The sequence below is a fragment of the Haematobacter massiliensis genome (assembly GCF_000740795.1).
Classification (GTDB): Bacteria; Pseudomonadota; Alphaproteobacteria; order Rhodobacterales; family Rhodobacteraceae; genus Haematobacter; species Haematobacter massiliensis.
On the sequence record NZ_JGYG01000007.1, the window covers coordinates 138987 to 156968 of the forward strand.

Sequence of the window (17982 nt, forward strand, 5' to 3'; positions counted from 1 at the left end):
TGCGTATCCTTTGGTCATTCTAATCATAATATCCCTATAACAGCTGCAAGAGACAGAATCGGACCTTTACACCTGTACGAAACGAAACCCTGCACCGCGGAGTTCAGCGAACCATTAAGTGTCAGGCGCGCGTCGCGCTTTTCACTCCCCTGGACCTCAAGTATTGAGGGCAAAGCGGGGTGCATGCCCAGTTTCACCCCGTCTCTCCGGCGCCATGTTAGGGGGCACGATGCGCGTTATCTCGATCCAGAGCCAGGTCGTGCACGGCCATGTCGGCAACAGCGCCGCATTGTATCCGATGTTGGCTGCTGGCGTGAGCGTAGCGCCGGTGCCGACCACTCTACTCTCCAACCATCCGCGCTACCCCACCACCCGCGGCCGAGTGCTGGACGCCGATCTGGTGGCTGATCTTCTGCGTGGGGTCGAGGAACGCGGGTTGGTTGATTCATCGTCCGTCGTGTTGTCCGGCTATCTGGGATCCGCCGCAAATGCCGAGGTGGTAGCGGATTTCATAGAGCGTGCCCGATCCGGTAATCCGGCGCTGCGCTATATCTGCGACCCAGTGCTCGGCGATGACGGCAAGGTTTTCGTCGCATCGGGTATCGAAGAGACCGTGGCCACGCGCCTGCTGGCCAGTGCGCATGTCATCACGCCGAACCAGTTCGAACTCCAACGTCTCTCGGGCCGCGCCACCGCCACCGAGGACGATATCCGCACCGCCTGCGCCACGCTAGCCGAGCGGGGGCCGCAGGTCATCGTGGCGACCGGATGCACGCTTTCCGAAACGGGTGAAAACGAGCTTGAGACCGTTCTTTGGCAGGCCGGAAATCTCACCCGGATAGCGACTCCGCGCCTGCCCATCCGGCCCTGCGGAACGGGAGATCTTCTGGCCGGGCTTCTTGCAGCCCATCTGGCGCTTGGGAAACCGGTCGAAGACGCGCTTCGCGTGGCAGTGGCGGCAACGCTGGAGGCCATAGAACTCACCTGGCGCTCGGGCGAGGCGGAACTGCGCCTTACTCCCTCGGAAGGTGGGCCGTCTTTCGCCCCCTAAACCGCTCCTGCAGCGAAGGCGGCCGGAAACGAAGCGGCAAAGGTCGCGCCATGTCCCAGCCCCTCCAGAACAGTGACCTGAACAGCGAGATCCGGTCGTTCGCGCAACCGCTCGACGAGGCTCATGGTCTGCGGGGACGGGACGGGCATGGAAGCGGCGGGAGAATCGCGCCGGCGCTCCCGGTCTCCCAACAGGATATGAACCGGCGCGATACGTCCGGGCACACGACGCGCGGTCCGCTCCGCCACGAAAAGCGCCCCCTCACCAAACCCGGTCGAAGGGCTGGCCGGCACCCAGCAGCGGAAGCTCTCCGGTGCGGCGAACAGGGTCGAGATCGTGAAGAGCCCTCCGTAGGAATGCCCCCAGAGCGTACGGCGCGAAGGGTCGAGGGCAATCCGGTCTTCCACTGCCTGTCGAAGCGGCCCTGTCAGCGCCGCGCGGAAGACCGCATCCCCGCCGGTCTGCCTGTCGGGGTGACGGGGGTCGACATTGGAGCCGGCGGTCGCAGGCGTATAATCAATACTTCTGCGCTCTCTATCGAAAAGCTCCACGCCGGGATAGCCCACGGCGATGACTGCCACATCGGGATGGGCAGCGAGCAACTCCGCCGGAAGACGGTCGAAGACCGAATTACCATCCAGCATCCAGAGGGAGCGCCATCCCTTTTGCGGCGCCTCTCCCCGAGGCGCGAACAGAAAGAGCCAGTAGGCACCCGCTTCTGTCGAAATCTCCAACCGGGAAACGCTGTGACTGGCGGAGCGCGCGTCGGCCAATGGCTCTGACCACCGGACTGGATCAGCGAGGGCCGGATAGCCCACGGCGCCAAGACCAAAAGCGAGGGGCGTGATCATCAACTGTCGCCTGGTCAGGGTCATCGCGGCTCCACAAAAGCAGAACATTGGCTGGCGACGGCTGGCTTCGGATCGTCTAGACCGGAACGGCGAACCATTGCAAGTCATTGGAGCGCCTTTCCCGCCGCTTGCACATGGACGGGGCCGCAGCTACCGTCCGGCGGCTGACAACTGCCAGCCGCGTGACGGAGATGCATGATGACCCAGACCCCCGAGCCTGCGCCAGAGGATTTTCAGCTGCTCAGCCGCGACAAGCTGCGCTATGGCGACACCGACAGGCAGGGCCATGTCAACAACGCGGTGTTCGCGACCCTTCTGGAGACGGGGCGCGTGGAATTGCTGTTCAATCCCGCCTCTCCCCTGCGCGAAGACGGCGCCTCCTATGTGATCGCTCGGTTGGAGCTGGACTTCCGGGCGGAGTTGCGCTGGCCCGGCGAAGTACAGATCGGCACATCCGTCGCACGTGTTGGACGAAGTTCGCTTACGCTCCGGCAGGCGATCTTTGACAATGGGCGCTGCGTGGCGACTGGGACTTCCGTTCTGGTGTTGATGGATGACGAAACGCGCCGCTCCCGCCCGATCTCGGAAGCGGCACTTGCCTATCTGCACTCCATCATCGCCTGACTGGGGGAGCCTGCGACACTTTGTCAGAACTGAGGAGGGAAGGTTTCGCCGCGTGACTCCGTATATGGAGCACGATGAGCCGCAAGACCGACCCGATCCTTGACGACCTGCCCGCGCTCCGGCGCTATGCCCTGACCCTTTCGCGCGACGAGGGGGAGGCCGAAGACCTCGTGCAGGAGACGCTGCTCCGCGGGCATCAGGCTCGCGGCACGCTTCGGGCAGGCGGGAATATCCGCCGCTGGCTGTTCGGCATCCTGCACAACGTCTTCGTTGATCGCTACCGTAGTCGAACGTCGGAGGAGCGGCGGATCGTGGCGACCGGTCTTACCGCGCCACAAAGCGCAGAAGCCCCGCAGGAAGCCGTCGTGCGCCTGTCGCAGATACGAACGGCCTTTCTCGATCTTCCGCAGGACCAACGCGAAGCATTGCATCTCGTGGCGATCGAGGGGCTCTCCTATGCGGAGGCCGCAGATATTGCAGGGGTTCCGATCGGCACCATCATGTCGCGCATCTCCCGTGCCCGCGCTCGCCTCCGGGAGTTCGAGGACGGTCCCCAGCGGCCCGCCCTCCAGATCGTCGGAGGACGCAATGGCCGCGGTTGATGATGTCACGGAGGTCGATCTCGACGCTTATGTGGATGACCAGCTCGACCTGTGGCAGCGGGCGCGGGTGGAGCAGTGGCTCTCGGCGCGCCCGGATGCCGCGGCGCGCGTGATGGCTGATTTGCGCATCTGCGACGAACTCCGCCTGGCAACCGCGGTGACACCGGTCGGAAATCACCGAACGGGGCGGGTCGCAGGCAGGCTCGCTCGGGGTATCACGCGTGACCGGCGTCTTCGCCGGGCGCTGCGCCTCCTGCCTGTCTGCGCGCTGATGGCTGCGGGATGGGTGGCCCATACGGGGATCCGTCCTCTGTCCGCCTCCGTTCCGCCGCCGGCCGTAGTGGAAGCTGCGCTCGCCGCGCGCGACGCCGGCAACCTGCGCCTTTCCATGCCGTCGCAACCCGCATCCCGGGAGATGGATCGGGTGGAAATCCGCGCCGCCACCGGGATCACTCTACCATATTACGACAGCGGCTGGACGCTCAGGGACGCGCAGATCTTTCCCTCCCCACAGGGACCGGGGGTGGAGATCACCTTCGACACCGAAGACATGGGGCGCCTCCATGCCTTCGCCGCGCGCCCTGGTGACTTTGCCGTCACGCTGCCGGCGTCCGAACAGCGGGGCCGCATTGCCATCGTCTGGTTCCAGATCGGTGAGACGGCGCATGTCCTGCTCGCCGAAACGGATACCGAGCGGTTGCGCGTCGCGGCAGAGCGGCTGTCCAGAACCCTCTATTGACCAACAGGAGTATCCCATGAACGACAGTTATCGCCAGCGGAGCGCCGGATTCGCGCCCGCTGCGGCAAACACTGCTGCCTTCGATGCGGGCCTGCGCGCGCATATGCTGCGCGTCTACAACTATATGGGAATCGGGCTGGTTCTCACGGCGGTTGTGGCAATGCTCGTGGCCTCTGTCCCGGCGCTCTATGTTCCCATCTTTTCCACCCCGCTGAAATGGATTGTGATGTTCGCGCCACTGGCGTTCATCCTGTTCTTCTCCTTCCGGATCGAGGCCATCAGCGCAGGCACGGCGCAGATGCTGTTCTGGGCCTTCTGTGCGGTGATGGGGCTGTCGCTCGCCTCCGTGTTCCTCGTATTCACCGGGGTATCTATCGGGCGCGCATTCTTTGGTGCGGCTGCGATGTTCGGGGCGATGAGCCTGTACGGCTACACGACCCAGCGCGATCTTACCAAGATGGGCAGTTTCCTGTTCATGGGCCTGATCGGGGTGGTTCTCGCCAGTGTCATCAACATCTTCCTTGGCTCCTCCGCACTGCAGTTCGCGGTTTCCGTCATTGGTATCATCGTGTTTGTCGGCCTGACGGCCTGGGACACGCAAAACATCAAGCTGCAATACTCCGAGCATCATGACAGCGAAACGCACGGCAAACTCGCCGTAATGGGTGCGCTGTCGCTCTATCTGAACTTCGTCAACATCTTCCAGCTCCTGCTGAGCCTTACCGGCGAGCGGGAGGAGTAACAGAAAGGATACCGGACCCCATGGACCACAACGACAAGCAGGCCATCGAGGGCCTCTTCGGAAAACTCGCGACGATCGAGCGCCAATCTCAACCACGTGACGCAGAGGCTGAAGCGTTCATCGCACAGCAGGTCGCACGACAGCCTGGTGCGCCCTATTATCTGGCCCAGACTGTTGTCGTGCAGGAGCAGGCCCTGAACGCCGCAGAGGCGCGGATCGCCGATCTGGAAGCACAGGTCCATGCCGCACGCCAGGGCGGCCAGGGCGGTTTCCTCTCTCGTCTACTCGGTGGCGGCAGCCCTGCGCCCCGGCCCCGTCAACCGATGGGCCAGCCGGTACCTGGCATGGCGCCGCAACCCGGTCGGGGTGGGAGCTTCCTGGGCGGCGCTGCGCAGACTGCAATGGGCGTCGCGGGCGGCATGATGCTCGCCAACGCCATCGGCGGCATGTTTGCAGGCCCCGCAGAAGCTGGTGAAATCCCCGACGAGCCTACGGACACGGGATTCGAAGACAGCGGCGACTGGGAAGAATTCTGATCTCTCCCGCGGGGTGGACCATCCACCCCGCACCGTCAGACTGTTGCGTTGGCTTTCGCCGCCGTGCCGCTCATGATCCCGGCCACCGTGAAGCCGCCATCGACGGCGAGCGTTTGCCCGGTGACATAGCCCGAACGCGCGACATCCAGAAGAAACAGTGCAGCCTGAGCGATGTCCACCGGTGCGCCGTATCTCCGCATGGGCACGGTGGACATCCATGTCTCCCGCACCTCTTGCGTATGCACCTCCCGGACCATGGGCGTTTCGATGGGGCCCGGGGCGATCACGTTCACCCGGATACCGAGCGGGGCAAGTTCGACCGCCATCACCCTGCTCATGGTGATGACCGCACCCTTGGACGCGCCATAGGCTACCCGCCCTTCATTCCCCTTGATGCCAGAGACGGATGCCACATTCACAATGGCGCCACCCCGCCCCCGCATGACCCGCGCGGCCTCCCGCGCCATCAAGAAGGAACCGACCACGTTCACGTCCAGTATGCGGCGAAACAGTCCCGGATCGGTCTGCATGACCGCCACATCGCGGGCGATGCCTGCCGAATTGACCAGTCCGGTGATAGGACCAAACTCCTTCTCCAGCTGCGCAACGGTCTCCACGACGCGGGTCTCCTCCGAGACGTCGAGCGCGACTGCACGGGCCTGTGCGTTGTCAAGCCTGGCGGCGAGCTGGTCGAGTGGATCACCGGGAAGGTCGATCGCCACGACACGCCAACCTTCCTCCAGAGCCGCATCAACGACCGCTAGACCGATACCGGATGCCCCGCCCGTGACCAGAACCGTGCCTCTTTTCGAGATTGCCCCCTTCATTGACCCTCCAGATTTTCTATAATTATTTCAAAGGTTACTCCAACGAAATTCTCACCTTTGGTGAGCATGCCGGAATGGACGCGGCCCTCTACATCGACAAGGGACGCAGTAATCCTGCATGTGCCGTCTGCGATTTCACCCGCGTCGATGCGGACTTCGGTTGCAACACATTGCACCTGCTTGCCATTCGTGAAGACTGGATCGCAGATAGAACCAATGCCGTGGACCCTGCCGTGTTTCAGCTCATGCCTCGCGGCAACCTGTTCGATGGCTGTCACCACGTCTTCGCCGGGCCGAAGACGGAGCAGGAGCGAACGTCCGTTACCACCCCCAGCAACCGAAAAGAGCGTGAAATTGGTCTCCTCATCCGGCAGCGCCTCGAACCAGGCTTCGGAGGCTCCCAGACCGCGAACGGTCGCCAGCTTGGCAACCCGGCTTTCAAGCGGGAGGAGATGTCCCATCGCGGTCGTGCCATCCTCCATCCGCCATTCACCGTGGCAGTGGAGAAACCGGACGCCATCCCGCCAGCCAACGATGGCCACCGCGGAACCAAGCGTGACGAGACCGGAAGGTGCATGGGTCTCGCTGTAATAGGCCGCATGAACGCCATCTGTGGAAAGCGCCGGAAGGACGTAGCGGAAAGGATCGGCCGTCATGCCGTCAAACCATAACAATCCGCCCTTGCAGCCTGCCTCGTCAAAGAGGCGCGTCACTTCCTCCATCAGAACCCCGCCTGCCGCCAGATTGCCCTCCAGCGGTTGAAGCCGGGTCGCCGCGACCTCCCGTCGCTCATACGCGGGGGGGCCGGGATGTCGTAGCCCCCGGTGCAGCGCCGTCATGCAAGAAACCCTTCCAGCTCCGGCATGCCTCGGCGGTCGATCTCTTCGCGAACCAGCTTCTTGGTGATCTTGCCATAGGCGGATTTCGGTAGCTCCTCCCAGAACAGGAAGCGCTTGGGCATCTTGTAGCGCGCGATACGCCCGTCGAGATGGGCGGACAGCTCGGCCTCCGTTACCTTCGCGTTAACCACGCATACTGCAACTCCAACCTCACCCCAGAGCGGATCCGGCAGACCCAGAACAGCCACTTCCCGGACAGCCGGATGAGTGAGAAGCTTCTCCTCAATCTCCCGCGGATAAACATTGGACCCGCCGGAAATATACATGTCGGAAGCGCGCCCGGTGATATAGAGGAAGCCCTGCTCATCCACATGACCAAGGTCGCCGGTCCTGAACCATCCGTCACGAAATGACTTGGCATTCGCCTCCGGGTTCTCCCAATAGCCTGCGAACACGGCCGGTCCGATAACGCAGATCTCTCCCGTCTCGAAGGGTTGAAGCGGCTGACCATCCTCACCCTGTATCTGCAATTCGATCCCGGTCCGTTCGAACCCGCAGGTGGCGAGCCGGACATCCGGGCCATCCTCCGCCGCATGCAGCCGGTTGGGTAGCACGGTGATCGCTCCGGTCACTTCCCCAAGCCCGAAGTACTGCACCAGCACAGGGCCGAGCGCAGTCAGGGCACGCTTCTGATCCTCGCGATACATGGGCGCGCCCGCGTAAATGACGTAGCGGAGCGATCGGTGGTCAAAACGCCCGACGCTCTCATGCTCCACCATGAGCTTCAGGATAGTGGGAACAGTAAAGATCGTGGACACATGCCAGCGTTCGACCAACTCCCACGCGGCTGCCACATCGAAGCGCTCGGAAGGCATGAGCACCGTCTTGACCCCCCGCGCCACTTGGGTGAGTTGATGCACCCCCGCGCCATGGCTCAGGGGCGCCACCACCAGCGAAGCATCCTCCGGCGTCAACCCTGGCATCAGGTCGGCGAGATGATTTGTCACCACGAAAGCCATCTGCCCATGGGTCAGCACGGATGCCTTGGGCTTGCCGGTCGTTCCCGATGTGAAGAAAAACCAGCAAGGATCATCGCGATCCACGGGGACCGGTTCCGGCTTTTTCCCTAGAAATTCAGCAACGAGCGCGTCGTAGGAAGGGCCGAAAGTCGTCTCCCCAATCGCGATCGTCACGGCCATATTCGTGCAGGCAGCAGCATGTTCTGGGAATGTGGCGTTGCATATCAACACTTTGGCCCCGGAATCCTCGGCCAGTAACGCAACCTCGGCCGGAGTCTGGCGGAAGTTCGTCGGAACATAGATCGCCCCGATGCGGAAGCAGGCGAACATTGTCTCGAACATCTGGTTGCAGTTCTGCGACTGGACGAGAACACGGTCACCCTTGGCGATGCCATGGCTCTGCAATGCAGCTGCCATGGCATCTATACGGGCCTCGAACTCTGCCCAGGTCCATACGCTTTCACGCCAGACGATGGCGATATCTCCCGGAGCACGGCGGGCGTTCTGGCTGACAAAGGTGGCGAGGTTCATCACCCGCGTCGAACAGGGCTTCATTTTACGCGCTCCAGAATGGAGACATAGTTGGCCACCGCAGCGCCGCCCATGTTGAACACGCCGGCCAATTCTGCCCCCGGCACCTGCATCTCGCCCGCCTCGCCCATAAGCTGCATGGCGGCCATTACATGTTGCGAAACGCCGGTCGCGCCGATCGGATGCCCGCGGGACTTCAGCCCACCGGAAGGGTTCACAGGCAGGTCGCCGCCCATGCGTGTGCGGCCCTCGCGGATGACCTTCCAGCCTTCACCCGGCGCGGCAAGGCCCATGATCTCATATTCGATCATCTCGGCCATAGTGAAACAATCATGGGTTTCCACGAGGTCGAGGTCGCTTATGCTCAGGCCCGCATTTGCGAGAGCCCCCTTCCAGGCGCGACGCCCGCCTTCGAAGGCGGTCGGGTCACGACGAGAAAGCGCGAGGATATCGTTCGCCTGAACACGGGCCCGGAAGCCGATGGCACGTTGCAGAGACGCCGCGGTCTCGGCATCCGCCAGCACCAGCGCCGCCGCTCCGTCGGACACGAGCGAACAATCCGTCCGTCGCAGCGGCCCCGCTACATAGGGGTTCTTCTCAGAAACGGTATTACAAAAGGCGAAACCGAAGTCCTTCTGCATATGAGCATAAGGATTGTTCATGCCATTCGCATGGTTCTTTGCCGCAATCATCGCCAGCTCTTCTGAGCGGTCGCCATTCTGCTGGAAATAGTGATTGGCGATCTGCCCGAAGATCCCGGCGAAGCCGCCGTCGACGCCGCCTTCCTCTTCCCGATAACAGGCGGTCAGAAGAACGTCGCCGACATCCGCTGTCGGTATGGCGGTCATCTTTTCCGCCCCGACGACCAAAGCCACGCGCCCTCTGCCTGCAGCGATGAAATCCATGGCTGCATGCAGGGCCGCGGAACCCGTGGCACAGGCATTCTCACATCTCACTGCCGGGACATGCGCAAGCGCAGGCAAACCCATCGCGACAAGAGAACCTTGAAAATCCTGTGGTTGAAAGCCGTTATTGAAGCTTCCGACGAAGATGCCATCCACGCTGCCGGCAGGAATTCCCGCGTGGTCGAGCGCCGGAGCTGTCACCTCCGCCATCAGCGCCATCGTATCCTTTGCCCCGGACTTGCCAAACTTGGTATGCGCCCAGCCGACGATCATGGGATCTGCTATCACTTCCTGCCCTCCTCAGTGCCCCCTGGTGGAGCAAAAACCCTTTGCAATCGCGCTTCTATCGCCGCTCCTTCGCGTGCCAGCAGAGCCGCAAGCTCACCCTGACGCTGCGGCCCGAGCCTGCTATCCACTGCCGCTATGGAAATTGCGCCCGCGACCTCACCATCAGGCAGGCGGATCGCGCGACCGATGCCCCATGACGAGCTGACGAAAAGACCCGGGTTGAGCGCGTGCCCGGCCTCGATAGTAGCTTCCACATCGCGATAAACCTGATCGGCGGAATAGCTGCCGATAAGGGCGTATTCCTGCGCCATCTGTGTGATGATCGCGTTCCGTTCCTGTTCGGGCAGCGCCGCGAGGATTGCCATCGCTCCGGCACCCACCCCGAGCGGATGTTGATCTCCGACCTGCAATGCATGTGTACGAACCGGATGAGAGCCTTCCTGACGGTGCAGGCAAAGTGCGTAGCTGCCTTGCCGAACGGTCAGGAAACTGGTGTCTCCCGTCTCCTCTGAGAGGCGCCGTAGCGCATCCACGGAGTGGGCGAGCAGCCCATGCCGTCGTCCCGCCAGAACCCCCAGCACATAGAGCTCCGGTCCCAAGGTGTACTTTCGGCTCACCGGATCCTGATCCACCAAGCGGGCACGTATGAGTGCCATCAACAGGCGTCGGGCCGTTGGCTTGTTGAGGCCGCTTGCCCCGACGATCTGTGACAGGCTCGCACCGCTGTCGCCGTTACGACCGACGAGCGACAGCAGCGCAAGTGCCCGTTCCACCGATTGGGCGCCGGTGACCTGACTTTCGGCAAAGGGACCGGGCTGGTTCATGATCAGCCGAGCGTCAGCCCTGTCGCTCTTTCGAGAATCGACCAGGCTTCGTCCCCGAACTTGCCGTGCCATTCCTTGTAGAAGCCCGCCTCCACAAGCTTCTGCTGGAACGCCACCGGATCCACATTGTTGAACACCATGCCATGCCCTTCAAGTTCTCCCTGAAGTGAGGCATTCAAGGTCATGATATCGTTACGTTGATCCAGAGCCGATGCATTGAAGTTCTTCGCGACGATCTCCTTCAGGTCATCCGGCAGGGCACCCCAGGCCCGCCGCCCCGACAACATCCAGAACCCGTCCCACATGTGGTTCGTCATCGAGACGTACTTCTGCACCTCAAACAGTTTGAAGTTGGACAGGATCGCTAGCGGATTTTCCTGCCCGTCCACAATTCCGGTCTGAAGCGCCGTATACACCTCCGCAAAATTGATGGAGGCGGGAGCGGAACCGAAGGACGAGAACATGGACGTCCAGAGCGGGCTGACCGGCACTCGGATCTTGAATCCTTCGAGATCCGCCGGCGCTGCGATTGGCTTTGTCGAACTCGAAATCTGCCGGAAGCCATTGTCATATATCCGGTCAAAGGCGTAGAGGCCCTTCGCCTCGATCTCCTTGCGGACATAAGCCCCCAGGTCGCCGTCCATTGCCGCCCAGACCGCGTCATAATCCTTGAAAGCGAAACCGATGCCGTTCAACGAGGCATTCGGCACAAAGGTTGAGAGGATCAGCGGCGACAACATGAAGAACTCAACGCCGCCGGACCGGAGTTGGCCCAATACCTCGGTATCACCGCCAAGCTGGCTCTGCGGAAACACGTTGATTTCCATCCGACCACCGGATTCCTCACGGATCTTCGCGATCGCCTCGGCCACGCGAACGTTGGACGGGTGCGACAGCGGCTGATTGTTCGCGAGCTTGTAGGTATATTCTGCGGCCATTGCGGGGCGTACCCGAATGAAAGGCGCGGCCAGTGCGCCTGCGGATGCGCCGATAATCAGCGAACGACGGCTGAGGGTCATGGGTCTCCTCCCTGAGACATGACGAGTGATGTGCCTTCAGAGGAAGGCGAGCGAAAACCACGGTACGGCGGCAATAATGATCAGGCCGATGAACAGCGCCCCCAGATAAGGCCAGATCGCGCCCATCGCCGCATCGGGTGGCACGTTGCCGATCTTGCAGGCGAGGTAGAAGCCGATGCCGATGGGGGGTGCCATCAGGCCAAGGTTCATGGCGACAACGACGACCATCGAATAGTGAATGTCGTTGATGCCAAGAGCACGTGCCATCGGGAACATGATGGGCGCCATGAGCACGATGGCCGGAATTCCCTCAAGAAAACAGCCGAGGACAAGGAAGATCACGATCGTGACGGCCATGAAGGTGAAGGTTCCCCCCGGCAGGTCGGACACCGCGCGCAACAATTGCCCCGCGAACCCCGACTGGGTCAGTGCCCAGGCCATGGCTGAGGCGGTGCCCAGAATGAGCAGGATCGCCCCGGACAGTGCCGCTGTCTCCACCAGCATCGTGCCCATCCGGCGAAGCGGGATGCCGCCATAGAGGACCATGCCGATGAAAGCCGCGTAAACGACCGCGACGGTGGACACCTCCGTCGCTGTGGCGATCCCGCCGCCCACGAACCAACGGATCAGGAAGGGCAGCGTCAAGGCCGGTGCGGCAATGAGCAGCGTATTCCACATCATGCGAAGCGGCGCGCGGCGTGCATGGGTCATGTCCTCGCCCCGCGCCTGCCAGCGGGCAAGGAGAGCCAGCACCACGAGCAGCACCATCGCGATGGCGAAACCGGAAGTAAACAGACCGGCGATGGACACGCCCGCTGCAGAGCCGAGAACGATGAGCACGATGGACGGAGGGACGGTATCCGCCATGGCGGCTCCGGTCGCGAGCAAAGCAATCATGTTGGAAGGCTTGTGACCCCGCCGCTTCATCTCCGGGAAGAGGGCAGGCGCAACAGTTGCCATATCTGACACCTTGGAGCCTGAAATTCCCGAAACCAGAAAAAGCGATCCCAGCAGGACATAGGACATCCCCGCCTTCACATGGCCGAGCAGGGAGGCGAGGAACTCCACGATTGCTTTCCCCATCCCTGTCGCATCCAGAATACAACCGAGCAGCACGAACACCGGGACAGAAAGCAGGATGAGCGCCGACATCCCTTCGTCGATACGCCCGATCATGACGAAAACCGGCACATTCGTCGCGAAGGTCAGATAGGCGAGTGTGCCCAGCCCGAAGCAGAATGCGATGGGGACGCCCAAGATCAGCAGCGTTCCCACACCGAGCGCAAGGAACAGCGGAAGGTTCCAGTTGCCGAAGCTCAGCAAAACGGGCCGGGCGAGCCATAGCACTGCCACCAGTACGGCAATCGCCGCCGCTGCCATGAGGAGCGGCTGCAACCGCGTTTCCCGCACCGCTTGCACAAGAGCGAGAAGGGCCATGAGCACCATCCCCGCTGGCAGCGCCGCGGCACGGTAGGTCATCGGCAGTTCCAGCGCGGGCGAAGTGATGTAGCTTTCCTCATAGGCATATTCAAAGGCAGTGGGCAGCAGCGCCACGAGAAACGTCACCACCAAGAGGAGCGCGAGGCCGTTCACGAACTCCTGCACCCGCGTGGGAAAGAGTGCTACGAACACCCCAAGCCGCATATGCTCATGACGATCAATCGCCAGAGCCGCGCCCAGCATCGCGAGCCACAGAAAGCTCATGGAGGCGATTTCGTCTGCCCAGATGATCGGCCGCGCGAAAACGTAGCGCGAAGCGACGTTGGTAAGGATCATCGCGATCATCGCAACCAGCAGCGCAGCGGCGATCACTTCCACCGGTCGCATCCAGCGCGAGCCAGGACGCGATGTCTCCAGCTGAGCGAGATCCTCTGCGGGAATCGCTTCATAGGCCATTGTCATGGCTCCCCTCCCCCAATGGCGGCTCCTCTCCGCCAGATGGCGCGGCCTTCAACCGCTAAGCCGGACGCGACCCTCCCAGATACGCATCCAACATCCATATGGTGGACCGTTTTATGGCCCTCACCGCGCCACTTTGTAGTGAGTCGGAGATGGATGCAATGGATCCATGTAAATTTCGCTGATTTTCTTTCGTATATGATCCATATTATGGAATAAATATCAAATAGAGCCACCGACTGTGCAGGACTGACCGCCATCCACCGGAAGCTCAACTCCCGTGATGAACTTGGCCTGATCGGAGGCGAGAAATACCGATGCCCATGCGATGTCCCAGCCGTCTCCCTGATGCTTCATTGGAACCATAGCTGCCCGTTTGCGCCGCATGTCCTCAGCATCGCTGTGATACCCGCCGATCTGCTTGGCCACATGCGGTGTGTCGATCAATCCGGGAAGGATGACGTTCGCGCGGATACCCCGGGCGGCGTATTCAATGGCAATGCTCCGCGTCAACTGGTTCAGTCCGGCCTTGGAGGCGCAGTAGGACACGTAGGGATAGCCCGTCCACCTGATCGAAGCGAGCGATGAGACATTGACGATGGCCCCGGTGCCCTGTCGAACCATCTGGGGAAGGACCGCCTTGCAGGTGAGAAATACGGACGTGAGGTTGACGTCGAATACCCGCTTCCAGCCCTCCTCCGTCGCTTCCGCTACGCCTCCGGGAAGGTTCATGCCGACATTGTTATGAAGAACGTCGATGCGCCCCCAGTGATCCATCACCCGTCGCACGACGGTCGCAATCTGTGCGGCGCAGGTCACATCCGCTGAGAGGGCGAGCGCCTCGCCACCCTCCGACCGGATTATGGCGACAGTTGCCTCTGCGGCCGCTACATCAATATCGACGCAGGCGACCCTCCCTCCCTCACGTGAATAGGCGACTGCAGCGGCCTTGCCATTTCCCCAGCCGTCCCCGACAGACCCCGCACCGAATACCAGCACGGTCTTTGCTTGTAGTCTTCCCAATTTTCCTCCTCGGGACGCTGAACTTGTCCCGCCCGCTCCCCAGCGTCGGGCGAGAGTGGCGCTCCGTTGCGAAACTGTCAAACGAGCGTGACCTGGATGACGGGCCAAATCCCGTCTTCCGCTGAAAAAATTTCCCGCATTTGCCTGACGGGCATTCGCCGGTCGACGAGCGCGCACATGGGTTGCAACGCCCGTCAATCACGCCCGCGCTCACGTTCCATCACAAAGCATGGAACCAAAATCTGGGGCTTTGGTTGCCAAATTGAGGGTTCCGCGCTAAATGTAGGGACATCTGACATATCGGTGATCATTCGCACATGGGGCATGGCGGCCTTCCCGCTCTGTCACAGAAGGCATTTTCATGCCGCCCTGTGAGCGAGAAAACGGCAAGGAGAGGCATGCAAGCCAAACTGAGTGTAAAGAACGTCAGCAAGATTTTTGGCGACAAACCGGAGGAAGCTCGCGCGCTTCTCCAGAAAGGCGCCACCAAGCAGGATATCCTTGAGGCAACCGGCGCCACTGTCGGCGTGAGGGACGCGACATTTGACGTGTCCGAGGGTGAGATCTTCGTCATTATGGGTCTCTCCGGTTCTGGGAAGTCTACGCTGGTGCGGATGCTGAATGGGCTGATCCCGGCCACGACAGGCAGCATCTTGATCGACGGAGACGATATCGCATCAGCCTCCGCCCCTCATCTGCGCCGCATCCGTCGCGAGAAGATCGCAATGGTGTTTCAGCATTTCAGCCTGTTTCCGCATTGGACAGTCGCAGAAAATGTCGCCTACGGGCTGAAGGTGAAGGGGGTCGATGCCGCGACGCGTGATCGGGAAGCGCGCGAAGTGCTCGACCGCGTTGGCCTCGCAGCCTGGGCGGATGCGCTCCCCTCCGATCTGTCGGGCGGCATGCAGCAACGCGTGGGGATTGCGCGCGGGCTGGCGTCGGGACCGGAGATCCTGTTGATGGACGAGCCGTTCGGTGCGCTCGACCCGCTTATCCGCCGCGAGATGCAGGAAGAGTTGATCCAGTTGCAGCGCAAGATGCGCAAGACCATCGTCTTCATCACCCACGATCTGAACGAAGCGATGATGCTTGGTGACCGCATAGCCATCATGAAAGATGGTGCCATCGTGCAGATCGGTACGGCGCAGGAAATCGTGACTTCTCCAGCCGACGACTACGTCGCAGCCTTTGTGGCGGATATCGACCGTGGCCGCGTCTTTACGGTGGAAGACATCTCCCTCCGTCCCGCAGCGATCCAGCTCGGCCGTCATACGGCTACTGCGGCGCTCAAGAAGATGGAAGAGAGCGAGGCCGGCGCGCTTCATGTGCTGGACGGCGACCGTATTGTCGGCATCGTCACCTATCGCGATCTTGCCGCCATCGTTGCGCGCAAGGGCGAAAACGCGGGGACGGTGCTTGAGGCGATGCGGGAAGATTTCCCGTCCGTGGATACAAAGTCACCGCTTGCTGATGTGTACGAGGCCGCCGGCATTGGCCTTCCGGTCGCGGTGACCGACCGCCATGACCGCCTTGTCGGTGTGGTCGAACCCAAGGATGTACTCGCCCAGCTTGCCACTTCCAGAACAGAAACGAACGGGGAGGCTGCCAATGAGCCCCGCTGATATCGCAACACTACCTTTCGACGAGTGGGTGAACGGCTTTGTCCGCGGCTGGCTTGTCCCCAATTTCCGCACCTTCTTTCGGGCGGCCCAGACCCCGATCACGAGCGTTCTGAACGGTTTGAACGGCTTCCTTCTGGCGGTTCCCATGCTGGTGATGATGCTGGGCTTTGCCGCCGCGGCGTGGCGTTATGCTGGTAAGGGCATGGCGATCTTCGTGATCGTCGGGTTTTCCTTCATCGATATGATCGGCCTCTGGCCGCAGACGATGACGACGCTCGCCATGATCCTGACCTCGGTCTTCTTCTGCGCGATCATCGGCGTCCCGGCAGGTATCCTTGCGGCGCGCTCCGACATCGTGTGGAAGATCATGCGCCCCGTCCTGGACGTGATGCAGACGATCCCGTCCTTTGTCTATCTGGTGCCGATCGTTATGCTTTTCGGTGTCGGCATGACGCCCGGCATCATCGCCACGATCATCTTCGCCTTGCCGCCTATCGTGCGGCTGACCAATCTCGGCATCCGGAACGTCCGCGGTGACCTGATCGAGGCCGCGCAGGCCTTCGGCTCGACAAGCTGGCAGATGCTATGGGATCTCCAGCTTCCCATGGCGATGCGGACGATCATGGCAGGCTTGAACCAGACGCTGATGATGGCGCTGTCCATGGTGGTCATTGCGGCGCTGATCGGAGGTGGCGGTCTTGGGCTGGTCGTGAACACGGGCCTTGGTCGGCTGGATGTCGGCTCTGCCACCGCGGGTGGTGCGGCCATCGTGATCCTGGCCATCACGCTCGACCGTATTACGCAAGGCCTGGCGGATGAGAGCGGGGCGCGTCGCGTTTCCCTGTTTCAGACGCTGAAAGGCTTCTTTGGCGCGGGTTCCGGCGCATCGGTGGCTGAGCCTGCCCGTGAACCCAAAATCGGCTGATCGATATGGCGGTCCCTTCGGGATCGCCTCCCCCTCTCATAGAACAGAAAGGAGACGACCTATGCTCCGTCTCAAATCCTCTCTTGCCACTACGCTTTCCGTTGCTGCTCTGACGATCGGCGCTCCCGCCGCAATGGCGCAGGACCGGCCCGGCGAAGGCGTTTCCTACATCATGGCACAGCCGAGCTGGGATACCGGCTGGTTTCATACCGAGATCGTAAAGCAGCTCATGGCCGAACTCGGGTTCAGCGCGGGTGCGACGATGACGCTCGACAACCCTGCCTTCTACCAATCTGTCGCCTACGGTGACGTGACCATGTGGGTCGATGGCTGGTTCCCGGGCCACGATATCTACCGTCCTGTGTTCGAGGGTCAGGCCGAAACAATTGGTGCTGTTGCCAAGGGCGGCGCGCTGGAAGGCTATCTCGTAGACAAAGCTTCGGCCGATAAGTTCGACATCAAGACACTGGACGATTTCAAGCGGCCGGAAGTCCAGGAAGCCTTTGACCGGAACGGCGATGGCAAGGCCGACATGGTCGCCTGCCCGCCCGGCTGGGCCTGCGAAACGAATATTGAGCACCATATGACGGCTTATGGGCTGCTCGACCACGTCAACCCGATCAAGGCGGGCTATGCGGCAGCGATGGCCGATGCGATCGCCTCCTATCAAGCCGGCGAGCCGATCTTCTTCTACACCTGGACGCCGAACTGGACCATTGACGAGCTCAAGCCCGGCGAAGACGTGGTCTGGATAGAAGTGCCCCGCATCGACCTGCCGGAAAACCTCATGCCGCTGGCAGACAATGCAACCCAGCCGGATATTGAGGGCTGCGTGGCCAACCCGTGCATGTTGGGCTTCCCTGCCAATGACATCGTCTCGGTTGCAAATACGGAGTTCCTCGATGCCAACCCATCGGCGCGCGCGCTTCTGGAGACAGTGGAGATCCCCCTTGCCGACATGTCGTCTCAGAACGCCAAGATGAATGCCGGTGACCGCAACATCGAAGAACATGCGGCGGCTTGGATCGAGGCAAACCGCGACCTGGTGGATGGCTGGATGGAGCAGGCGCGCGCCGCCACCACGCAGTAATCATTGCAGAAAGAAGAGCGCCGCCC

Annotated in this window: 18 protein-coding genes; 9 read left to right on the forward strand and 9 right to left on the reverse strand. The window is 61.8% G+C overall.

Features of this window, described 5'->3' with window-relative positions; translation table 11 throughout:
* The first annotated feature begins 229 nt into the window (after positions 1-229).
* Complete coding sequence (gene pdxY / locus CN97_RS11745; protein WP_035711575.1) at positions 230-1051, forward strand: pyridoxal kinase; 822 nt, start codon at positions 230-232, stop codon at positions 1049-1051.
* Here pdxY and CN97_RS11750 read toward each other — a convergent pair.
* The gene (locus CN97_RS11750) at positions 1048-1926 is read right to left on the reverse strand and encodes an alpha/beta hydrolase (protein ID WP_169743196.1); all 879 of its coding nucleotides are present in this window, start codon (positions 1924-1926) and stop codon (positions 1048-1050) included. The two genes, pdxY and CN97_RS11750, sit on opposite strands and share 4 nt — an antisense overlap.
* A gap of 174 nt (positions 1927-2100) precedes the next feature.
* Here CN97_RS11750 and CN97_RS11755 point away from each other — a divergent pair, with 174 nt between their 5' ends.
* From CN97_RS11755 to CN97_RS11775, 5 genes are all read left to right on the forward strand, one after another.
* On the forward strand, positions 2101-2526 hold the full coding sequence (locus CN97_RS11755; protein WP_035711578.1) for an acyl-CoA thioesterase: 426 nt from the start codon (positions 2101-2103) through the stop codon (positions 2524-2526).
* Between the two features lie 74 nt (positions 2527-2600).
* Positions 2601-3128 (forward strand): sigma-70 family RNA polymerase sigma factor, encoded by a 528-nt coding sequence (locus CN97_RS11760; RefSeq protein ID WP_035711581.1) that lies wholly within the window; start codon positions 2601-2603, stop codon positions 3126-3128.
* Positions 3115-3867: an anti-sigma factor family protein gene (locus tag CN97_RS11765; protein WP_035711583.1), complete on the forward strand. Its 753-nt coding sequence runs from the start codon at positions 3115-3117 to the stop codon at positions 3865-3867. Before CN97_RS11760 ends, CN97_RS11765 begins: the two co-directional genes overlap by 14 nt.
* Positions 3868-3883: 16 nt before the next feature.
* On the forward strand, positions 3884-4609 hold the full coding sequence (locus tag CN97_RS11770; RefSeq protein WP_035711586.1) for a Bax inhibitor-1/YccA family protein: 726 nt from the start codon (positions 3884-3886) through the stop codon (positions 4607-4609).
* A 20-nt stretch (positions 4610-4629) separates the two neighbouring features.
* Positions 4630-5145, forward strand: coding sequence for a DUF2076 domain-containing protein (locus CN97_RS11775; RefSeq protein WP_035711587.1), 516 nt, complete (start codon positions 4630-4632; stop codon positions 5143-5145).
* Positions 5146-5180: 35 nt separating this feature from the next.
* Here CN97_RS11775 and CN97_RS11780 read toward each other — a convergent pair whose 3' ends face one another.
* The 8 genes from CN97_RS11780 to CN97_RS11815 all read right to left on the reverse strand — a co-directional run bounded on the left by CN97_RS11780 (position 5181) and on the right by CN97_RS11815 (position 14319).
* Entirely contained in the window at positions 5181-5972 is a 792-nt protein-coding gene (locus CN97_RS11780) for an SDR family NAD(P)-dependent oxidoreductase (RefSeq protein ID WP_035711589.1), read from the reverse strand.
* Complete coding sequence (locus tag CN97_RS11785; RefSeq protein ID WP_035711593.1) at positions 5969-6811, reverse strand: PCC domain-containing protein; 843 nt, start codon at positions 6809-6811, stop codon at positions 5969-5971. Before CN97_RS11785 ends, CN97_RS11780 begins: the two co-directional genes overlap by 4 nt.
* On the reverse strand, positions 6808-8385 hold the full coding sequence (locus tag CN97_RS11790) for an acyl-CoA synthetase (RefSeq protein WP_035711598.1): 1578 nt from the start codon (positions 8383-8385) through the stop codon (positions 6808-6810). The genes CN97_RS11785 and CN97_RS11790 overlap by 4 nt, the downstream gene beginning before the upstream one ends.
* Positions 8382-9551 carry an acetyl-CoA acetyltransferase gene (locus CN97_RS11795; protein WP_035711852.1) on the reverse strand — a complete coding sequence of 390 codons (1170 nt, stop codon included), beginning with the start codon at positions 9549-9551 and terminating at the stop codon, positions 8382-8384. Before CN97_RS11795 ends, CN97_RS11790 begins: the two co-directional genes overlap by 4 nt.
* Entirely contained in the window at positions 9551-10378 is an 828-nt protein-coding gene (locus CN97_RS11800; RefSeq protein WP_035711601.1) for an IclR family transcriptional regulator, read from the reverse strand. The genes CN97_RS11795 and CN97_RS11800 overlap by 1 nt, the downstream gene beginning before the upstream one ends.
* A 2-nt stretch (positions 10379-10380) precedes the next feature.
* Positions 10381-11397 (reverse strand): TRAP transporter substrate-binding protein, encoded by a 1017-nt coding sequence (locus CN97_RS11805; protein WP_035711604.1) that lies wholly within the window; start codon positions 11395-11397, stop codon positions 10381-10383.
* Positions 11398-11433: 36 nt separating this feature from the next.
* Positions 11434-13299, reverse strand: coding sequence for a TRAP transporter large permease (locus tag CN97_RS11810; protein WP_035711606.1), 1866 nt, complete (start codon positions 13297-13299; stop codon positions 11434-11436).
* A gap of 219 nt (positions 13300-13518) precedes the next feature.
* A complete protein-coding gene (locus CN97_RS11815) occupies positions 13519-14319 on the reverse strand; it encodes an SDR family NAD(P)-dependent oxidoreductase (RefSeq protein ID WP_035711608.1) in 801 nt (266 codons plus the stop codon).
* 398 nt (positions 14320-14717) lie between these two features.
* On the opposite strand from CN97_RS11815, the gene CN97_RS11820 reads away from it, so the two are divergent.
* The 3 genes from CN97_RS11820 to proX all read left to right on the forward strand — a co-directional run bounded on the left by CN97_RS11820 (position 14718) and on the right by proX (position 17956).
* Positions 14718-15941, forward strand: a complete 1224-nt coding sequence (locus tag CN97_RS11820; protein ID WP_035711610.1) for a quaternary amine ABC transporter ATP-binding protein — start codon at positions 14718-14720, stop codon at positions 15939-15941.
* Positions 15928-16866 carry an ABC transporter permease gene (locus tag CN97_RS11825; protein WP_035711612.1) on the forward strand — a complete coding sequence of 313 codons (939 nt, stop codon included), beginning with the start codon at positions 15928-15930 and terminating at the stop codon, positions 16864-16866. The genes CN97_RS11820 and CN97_RS11825 overlap by 14 nt, the downstream gene beginning before the upstream one ends.
* Positions 16867-16927: 61 nt before the next feature.
* Complete coding sequence (gene proX, locus CN97_RS11830) at positions 16928-17956, forward strand: glycine betaine/L-proline ABC transporter substrate-binding protein ProX (RefSeq protein ID WP_035711614.1); 1029 nt, start codon at positions 16928-16930, stop codon at positions 17954-17956.
* Positions 17957-17982 lie beyond the last annotated feature (26 nt).

What these genes read in the sequence shown, in the direction of transcription:
- CN97_RS11800 (WP_035711601.1), bottom strand. Translation starts at nt 10,378, where the DNA reads ATGAACCAGCCCGGTCCCTTTGCCGAAAGTCAGGTCACCGGCGCCCAA.
- CN97_RS11765 (WP_035711583.1), top strand. Translation starts at nt 3,115, where the DNA reads ATGGCCGCGGTTGATGATGTCACGGAGGTCGATCTCGACGCTTATGTG.
- CN97_RS11790 (WP_035711598.1), bottom strand. Translation starts at nt 8,385, where the DNA reads ATGAAGCCCTGTTCGACGCGGGTGATGAACCTCGCCACCTTTGTCAGC.
- CN97_RS11760 (WP_035711581.1), top strand. Translation starts at nt 2,601, where the DNA reads ATGAGCCGCAAGACCGACCCGATCCTTGACGACCTGCCCGCGCTCCGG.
- CN97_RS11805 (WP_035711604.1), bottom strand. Translation starts at nt 11,397, where the DNA reads ATGACCCTCAGCCGTCGTTCGCTGATTATCGGCGCATCCGCAGGCGCA.
- CN97_RS11785 (WP_035711593.1), bottom strand. Translation starts at nt 6,811, where the DNA reads ATGACGGCGCTGCACCGGGGGCTACGACATCCCGGCCCCCCCGCGTAT.
- CN97_RS11780 (WP_035711589.1), bottom strand. Translation starts at nt 5,972, where the DNA reads ATGAAGGGGGCAATCTCGAAAAGAGGCACGGTTCTGGTCACGGGCGGG.
- CN97_RS11775 (WP_035711587.1), top strand. Translation starts at nt 4,630, where the DNA reads ATGGACCACAACGACAAGCAGGCCATCGAGGGCCTCTTCGGAAAACTC.
- CN97_RS11825 (WP_035711612.1), top strand. Translation starts at nt 15,928, where the DNA reads ATGAGCCCCGCTGATATCGCAACACTACCTTTCGACGAGTGGGTGAAC.
- CN97_RS11810 (WP_035711606.1), bottom strand. Translation starts at nt 13,299, where the DNA reads ATGACAATGGCCTATGAAGCGATTCCCGCAGAGGATCTCGCTCAGCTG.
- proX (WP_035711614.1), top strand. Translation starts at nt 16,928, where the DNA reads ATGCTCCGTCTCAAATCCTCTCTTGCCACTACGCTTTCCGTTGCTGCT.
- pdxY (WP_035711575.1), top strand. Translation starts at nt 230, where the DNA reads ATGCGCGTTATCTCGATCCAGAGCCAGGTCGTGCACGGCCATGTCGGC.
- CN97_RS11750 (WP_169743196.1), bottom strand. Translation starts at nt 1,926, where the DNA reads ATGACCCTGACCAGGCGACAGTTGATGATCACGCCCCTCGCTTTTGGT.
- CN97_RS11755 (WP_035711578.1), top strand. Translation starts at nt 2,101, where the DNA reads ATGACCCAGACCCCCGAGCCTGCGCCAGAGGATTTTCAGCTGCTCAGC.
- CN97_RS11770 (WP_035711586.1), top strand. Translation starts at nt 3,884, where the DNA reads ATGAACGACAGTTATCGCCAGCGGAGCGCCGGATTCGCGCCCGCTGCG.
- CN97_RS11820 (WP_035711610.1), top strand. Translation starts at nt 14,718, where the DNA reads ATGCAAGCCAAACTGAGTGTAAAGAACGTCAGCAAGATTTTTGGCGAC.